General features: G+C 49.7%; 4 protein-coding genes and 4 tRNA genes. 1 reads left to right on the top strand and 7 read right to left on the bottom strand.

Annotated elements, in window-relative coordinates; translation table 11 throughout:
* The 5 genes from OGX84_RS01325 to OGX84_RS01305 all read right to left on the bottom strand — a co-directional run.
* On the bottom strand, positions 1-248 hold a 248-nt coding region (locus tag OGX84_RS01325; protein ID WP_044807133.1), incomplete at its 3' end, for a GTP-binding protein.
* Positions 249-364: 116 nt separating this feature from the next.
* Positions 365-440 (bottom strand) — tRNA-Thr (locus OGX84_RS01320).
* A 5-nt stretch (positions 441-445) separates the two neighbouring features.
* Positions 446-520 (bottom strand) — tRNA-Gly (locus OGX84_RS01315).
* Positions 521-637: 117 nt separating this feature from the next.
* Positions 638-722, bottom strand: a tRNA-Tyr gene (locus OGX84_RS01310).
* An 8-nt stretch (positions 723-730) separates the two neighbouring features.
* Positions 731-806, bottom strand: a tRNA-Thr gene (locus tag OGX84_RS01305).
* Between the two features lie 397 nt (positions 807-1,203).
* Between OGX84_RS01305 and coaA the strand changes: the two genes are divergently transcribed.
* On the top strand, positions 1,204-2,157 hold the full coding sequence (gene coaA, locus OGX84_RS01295) for a type I pantothenate kinase (RefSeq protein WP_024130653.1): 954 nt from the start codon (positions 1,204-1,206) through the stop codon (positions 2,155-2,157).
* Positions 2,158-2,187: 30 nt separating this feature from the next.
* Here coaA and birA read toward each other — a convergent pair whose 3' ends face one another.
* Complete coding sequence (gene birA, locus OGX84_RS01290) at positions 2,188-3,150, bottom strand: bifunctional biotin--[acetyl-CoA-carboxylase] ligase/biotin operon repressor BirA (RefSeq protein ID WP_112001744.1); 963 nt, start codon at positions 3,148-3,150, stop codon at positions 2,188-2,190.
* Positions 3,147-4,175: a UDP-N-acetylmuramate dehydrogenase gene (murB, locus tag OGX84_RS01285; RefSeq protein WP_275166884.1), complete on the bottom strand. Its 1,029-nt coding sequence runs from the start codon at positions 4,173-4,175 to the stop codon at positions 3,147-3,149. Before murB ends, birA begins: the two co-directional genes overlap by 4 nt.
* Between the last annotated feature and the right edge of the window lie 188 nt (positions 4,176-4,363).

Here is a 4,363-nt window from a genome sequence, read left to right as displayed (position 1 = left end):
GGGCAGTCTACGTGCGCGTAGTGGCGAGTCGGGGTGTCGTATTCAACGTGAGAAGTGTTGATGGTGATACCACGAGCTTTCTCTTCCGGCGCGTTATCGATCTGGTCGAATGCGCGAGCAGCACCGCCGTAGGTTTTAGCCAGTACGGTAGTGATTGCAGCGGTCAGCGTTGTTTTACCATGGTCAACGTGGCCGATAGTACCGACGTTGACGTGCGGTTTTGTACGTTCAAACTTTTCTTTAGACATCGATTGTCCCTCTAAGACACGGATAAATCGGTGATATCACCACATCAACCAGGCGATATGCCTGAATTGTTGAATATTTAAGTTTATACAGAGAGAAACGGGAAGGAGAAGTGAAGTGGTGCTGATACCCAGAGTCGAACTGGGGACCTCACCCTTACCAAGGGTGCGCTCTACCAACTGAGCCATATCAGCACGTCTGGAGCGGGCAGCGGGAATCGAACCCGCATCATCAGCTTGGAAGGCTGAGGTAATAGCCATTATACGATGCCCGCATCCTGGAACTCGGCTACCCAGTTCTTTCTGTAACAAAAAAAGAGACATGTCTCTTTTCTTATTCGAACCGGTTAATTTTTTCAACCAGTTCAGACAGCAAATGCGCTGCCAGAAAGTGGTGGTGGGGGAAGGATTCGAACCTTCGAAGTCTGTGACGGCAGATTTACAGTCTGCTCCCTTTGGCCGCTCGGGAACCCCACCGGACTTGATGGTGCCGACTACCGGAATCGAACTGGTGACCTACTGATTACAAGTCAGTTGCTCTACCTACTGAGCTAAGTCGGCATCAAGTAGCGCGCATTCTATGGAGACCTGCGACCTCATGCAACTAAAAAATTGCATAAAATGTTCTATCGCTCACATTTTGCACGACAAGACTGCTAAATGGCCTATTTTTAGTCAGGTCAGTGCGATTTTTCGACACCAGGATGCTAACGGCTTAACGGAGAGCATCATCATATCTGCGTTTGAAAGAGAAAAATTCTTCTTTTACATATGGTATATCCGTCACATTGCGTTTCAGGGATAACTTATCAGGAGAGATTTTTTCTTATTATTCCCTCCCATCTGGTGTTACCCTCCTGCCCATTGTCCAAATTAACTGAAATGTGTCGTGCCATTGCATGCCGGGGATGATTCGTTTTTTTATCGCTGACCTGATGTAGCAATGACAGCCAGAAACATGCTTATGAGTAAAGAGCAAACGTTAATGACGCCTTACCTACAATTTGATCGCAACCAGTGGGCTGCGCTTCGTGATTCCGTGCCGATGACCCTGACCGAGGGCGAAATCGCACGACTCAAAGGCATTAATGAAGATTTATCACTGGAAGAAGTTGCCGAGATTTATTTGCCCCTGTCGCGTTTGCTAAATTTCTATATCAGTTCAAACCTGCGCCGTCAGGCTGTTCTGGAGCAATTTTTAGGCACTAACGGCCAGCGTATTCCTTATATCATCAGCATCGCCGGTAGCGTTGCCGTGGGCAAAAGCACCACCGCGCGCGTACTGCAAGCGCTGCTGAGCCGCTGGCCGGAACATCGTCGCGTCGAATTGATCACCACTGACGGTTTTCTACACCCTAACCAGGTGCTGAAAGATCGCGGGCTGATGAAGAAGAAAGGCTTCCCTGAGTCTTACGATATGCACCGTCTGGTGAAATTCGTATCCGATCTCAAATCAGGGGTGCCAAATGTTACCGCACCAGTCTATTCACACCTGATTTATGATGTGATTCCAGACGGAGATAAAACCGTCGCACAGCCCGATATATTAATTCTTGAAGGCTTAAATGTACTACAGAGTGGAATGGATTATCCTCACGATCCACATCATGTATTTGTTTCTGACTTCGTTGATTTTTCTATTTATGTTGATGCGCCTGAAGATTTACTCCAGACGTGGTACATCAATCGCTTCCTGAAATTCCGTGAAGGGGCGTTCACCGACCCAGATTCTTATTTCCATAATTACGCAAAATTATCGAAAGATGAAGCGATCAATACCGCCGCATCATTATGGAAAGAAATCAACTGGTTGAACTTAAAGCAAAATATTTTGCCCACTCGTGAGCGGGCCAGTCTGATTATGACCAAAAGCGCCAATCATGCGGTCGAACAAGTCAGGTTGAGAAAATAATATAAAAAGGGAGCGTTAGCTCCCTTTTTATTATTCTACGCTGCGTAAAGATATTTCTCCGCCCATCCACGGCTTAATTACGCCATCCTGTTCAAGCAACAACGCGCCTTGCGCATCTATCCCACGGGAAATACCAAATATTTCTTTATCACCAATAATCAGTTTAACCGGTCGGTTAATAAAATTATCCAGCTTTTCCCAGCGAGACAGGTAAGGTGCCAGACCTTCCTGCTCAAAGAGTTCCAGCGCCGCACGCAACTCTTTGATTAACGTCGCCGCCAGCATGTTGCGATCAAGCGTAATGCCCGCTTCCTGGAGATTGATCCATCCCTGATTCACGACGCCTTCTTCCACACGGCGCATGGCCATATTGATACCTGCGCCGATAACGATTTGTGCAGCGTCGCCCGTTTTACCCGTAAGCTCAACCAGAATGCCTGCCAGCTTGCGATCGAGTAAATAGAGGTCATTAGGCCACTTAACCCGAACCTTCTCTGCACCCAGATCGCGCAGAACCTCAGCCATCACAATGCCGATCACCAGACTCAGCCCGATCGCGGCTGCCGGCCCCTGCTCCAGACGCCAGTACATAGAAAGATACAGGTTCGCACCAAATGGAGAGAACCATTTCCGCCCACGACGACCACGCCCAGCCTGCTGGTATTCCGCTACACAGGCATCACCCGACGTCAACTGGCCGATGCGATCCAGCAGATACTGGTTCGTCGAATCGATAACCGGAAGTACCGTGACATTCCCGCTGTCCAGTTGTGCATGGATGACAGAAGCATCTAATAATTGGATAGGTTCTGGCAGGCTATATCCTTTGCCGGGTACGGTAAACACATCAACACCCCAGTCACGCAGCGTCTGGACATGCTTGTTGATGGCTGCGCGGCTCATTCCCAGCGTTTCACCCAGCTGTTCACCCGAATGAAACTCACCATCGGCCAGCAAAGAGATCAGCGTCAGGGGAACGGTATTATCCTTCATGCAATGATCTCCACAGCATTCACTTCACCAGTCTGCCCGATAAACCGAACCTCCGGTTCCAGCCAGACATTAAATTTCTCACCCACGTTCTGACGCACATGATGCGCGAGTTTCACCACATCCTCGCTTGTCGCATTATGTGCGTTAATCAGCACCAGGGCCTGCTGACGATGTACCGCAGCGCCCCCGATACTGACGCCTTTTAGCTGGCACTGATCGATCAACCAACCGGCAGCCAGCTTCACTGAACCATCGGCCTGCGGGTAATGTGGCGCACCGGGAAATTGCGCCAGTAATGTGTGCGCAATCTCTGCTGCAACAACAGGATTTTTAAAGAAGCTACCTGCATTACCATTTACTTTTGGATCGGGCAGTTTCGTGGTGCGCATATGGCATACGGCATCAAACACCTGCTGCGGCGTGACCGTTTCAGGTTCAAGGCGAACCAGGTCGCCATAAGTCAGTACGGGCTGCCACTGTTTTGGTAAACGCAGGCCGACAGCCACAATGGCGTAACGATCCTGATATTCATGCTTGAAGATACTATCACGATAACCAAAGCGGCACTCTGTGGCGCTCACCCGTAGAGACTTTCCGGTTGCCAGCTCGACACAATCCACATAGTCACAGACCCGCTGTAGTTCTACACCATAGGCGCCAATGTTCTGGATAGGAGAAGAACCGACGCACCCCGGAATAAGCGCCAGATTCTCCAGCCCCGGCATACCTTGCTGGAGAGTGTATCGGACCAGGTTATGCCAGTTTTCCCCCGCCCCTACGTGCAGGTGCCATGCCTCGGGTTGCTCTGTCACCTCAATACCTTTGATACGGTTGATAATCACCGTTCCATGAAAGGTATCAAGAAACAGAACGTTACTCCCTTCGCCCAGTATCAGTACCGGATAATTTGATGCTTTAGCCGATTGCCAGGCATCCAATAGTTGTTGTTCATTTTCGGCACAGACAATCTTGTTAGCGCGTTGATCGATACCGAAGGTATTCCAGGGTTTGAGGGAGTGATTCATAGACGCTTTCCTGATGCAAAATCGCGTCTAGTTTACCGCATATGCAACAGTATGGCTTGTGGTTATGTAGGTGGGATAAGGCGCAGCCGCCATCCGGCTGCGCCCGGGCGCATGAACGCAAAAAGGCCATCCCTCAGGATGGCCTCTTCACTTAATTAATGCCTGGCAGTTCCCTACTCTCGCATGGG

Source organism: Citrobacter sp. CK202 (assembly GCF_030333225.1).
GTDB lineage: Bacteria > Pseudomonadota > Gammaproteobacteria > Enterobacterales > Enterobacteriaceae > Citrobacter_B > Citrobacter_B koseri.
Note: the sequence above shows the minus strand (reverse complement) of the source record. Positions and strands in the feature narration are given on the sequence as shown.